The sequence below is a fragment of the Pseudomonas protegens genome (assembly GCF_003732485.1).
Lineage (GTDB): Bacteria > Pseudomonadota > Gammaproteobacteria > Pseudomonadales > Pseudomonadaceae > Aquipseudomonas > Aquipseudomonas protegens_B.
This window is the reverse complement of record NZ_MOAK01000015.1, coordinates 13,916-16,119: the sequence shown is the minus strand read 5'-3', so window position 1 is coordinate 16,119 and position 2,204 is coordinate 13,916. Positions and strand designations below refer to the sequence as shown.

At 66.8% G+C, this 2,204-nt stretch carries 1 protein-coding gene; it reads right to left on the bottom strand.

The genetic code is table 11. The features are described from left to right. Positions 1 to 56: 56 nt before the first annotated feature. Positions 57 to 1,985 (bottom strand): hybrid sensor histidine kinase/response regulator, encoded by a 1,929-nt coding sequence (locus BLX41_RS01530; RefSeq protein ID WP_123723485.1) that lies wholly within the window; start codon positions 1,983 to 1,985, stop codon positions 57 to 59. Positions 1,986 to 2,204: the final 219 nt, after the last annotated feature.

Below are 2,204 nucleotides of genomic sequence, written 5' to 3'. Positions count from 1 at the left end.
GGCTGCCCAGCATCCGCTGCTGCACCACAGCGCAATGCTGGGCAGCACGCCGCAAGTCAGCCCGCCGCAGACTGCGCCAGGGCCTGGGCCAGGGCGTCCCTCAACTGCGCCTGGCTGAAGGGCTTGAAGATCCGTGGCAGCTCCGGCACCGGGCCGTCCTGGCGCTGGGCATAACCGCTGGCCAGGATGATCGGCAACTGCGGGTGCAGGCGCCGCACCGCTTCGGCCAGCTGGCGGCCATCCATGTGTGGCATGGCCATGTCGCTGATCATCAGCTGGATGTCCGGGTGCTGCTCAAGACACTGCAGGGCCTGGGCCCCGCTGGCGGCACGAATGACCCGATGACCCAGGTCCTCCAGCAGCAGCGTGGTGCTGTCCAGGACCAGGCTGTCGTCATCCACCAGCAGCACGCACAGCGGCGGGTGGTCCGGGCTCGGGCCCGGCATGGCTTCACTGTCCGACGAACCCTTGGCCGCGCTCGCCAGGGGCAGCCACAGCTCGGCGCGGGTGCCCTGGCCCAGGCGGCTCTGGAGCACCAGGCGCCCGCCCAGTTGTTCGGCCAGGCCGTGGACCATCGACAGGCCCAGGCCAGTGCCCTTGCCCAGGCCCTTGGTGGTGAAGAACGGATCGGCGGCGCAGGCCAGGGTCTGTTCGTCCATGCCCTGACCATCGTCGATCACCGCCAGGCAGACGTACTGCCCCCGGGCCAGGTTGCCCGTGGCCCCGCGCAACTGCGCCTCGATCAGGATCGAACCGCCCTCGGGCATGGCATCCCGGGCATTGCTCACCAGGTTCAGCAGCGCCAGTTCCAGCTGGTTGAGATCAGCCTGCACCGCCGGCAGGTCGGGCGCCATCTCCACCCGCAGGGCAATCCTGGGCCCCACCGAACTGCACAGCAGGCCACTGAGGTTGGCCACCAGCAAGCCCAGGTCCAGGGCCTGGGATTTCAGCTCCTGGCGCCGGGCGAAGGCCAGCATGCGCTGGGTCAGGGTCACGCCGCGCGCGGTGCCCTGCAGCGCGTTGTCCAGCAGGCGCACCAGCCTGGGGTCGTCGCCGACCCGTTTGTGCAGCAGCTCCAGGTTGCCGCGAATCACCGTCAGCAGGTTGTTGAAATCATGGGCGATGCCGCCGCTGAGCTGGCCGATGGCCTGGAGCTTCTGCGACTGGAACAGCGCTTCGCGGGCGACCTCCAGTTCCTTCTGCGCCTGGACCACCTCGGTGATGTCGCGGGTGATCTTGGCGAAACCGATGATGGCCCCGGAGTCGGCACGGATCGGGTCGACAATCACATGGGCCAGGAACTGCGTACCGTCCTTGCGCAGGCGCCAGCCCTGCTTCTCGAAACGGCCTTCGCGGGCGGCGGCTTCCAGGGCCTTGCGCGGCTCTTCGCTGGCCCGGTCCTCGGCGGTATAGAACAGTGAAAAGTGCTGGCCGATGACTTCCTCTGGGGCGTAGCCCTTGATCCGTTGCGCCCCCAGGTTCCAGCTGCTGACCCGGCCCTGGGCATCGAGCATGTAGATCGCGTAGTCGGTCACGCTCTGCACCAGCAGGCGGAACTGCTGCTCGCTCTGTTTCAGGGTTTGCTCGGCGGCCCGCTGCTCGGTCATGTCCCGGGTGACCTTGGCAAAACCGATCAGCGCGCCGGCGCTGTCGCGGATCGGGTCGATCACCACATGGCACCAGAACCGCGTGCCGTCCTTGCGCAGGCGCCAGCCCTCGCCTTCGAAACGCCCGCACTGCGCGGCACTGTCCAGCGCCCTCTGGGGCAAGCCGGCCTGGCGATCCTCGGGGGTATAGAAGCAGGAAAAGTGCCGGCCCAGCACTTCCTCCTCCCGGTAGCCCTTGAAGCGCCGGGCACCGCTGTTCCAACTGGCGACCCGACCCTGGGCATCGAGCATGTAGATCGCATAGTCCACCACCGCATCGACCAGCAGGCGGAAGCGATCGTCGTTGAGGGCGTGGAGCGGCTCGGGCTGATCAGACATGGCAGTTTCCGTCGGGTATTTTTTTCATCGAATCGGCGAAACGTTACAGCGCCGCAGCATTCATCGACCGGGGCTCGGGCCAGTGTGCACCGCCTGCAGCTGTCTGTGTGGAATCGCATGCCTGGCTCGACAACGCAAGGGACAGACGGTTGACCGTGGAAAATATATTTCCGAGCTTTCGATCTAGTGGCACTGCGGGCACAATGCGTACCTTTTTGG

Coding starts and splice junctions, on each gene's coding strand:
- BLX41_RS01530 (WP_123723485.1), bottom strand. CDS start 1,985: ATGTCTGATCAGCCCGAGCCGCTCCACGCCCTCAACGACGATCGCTTC.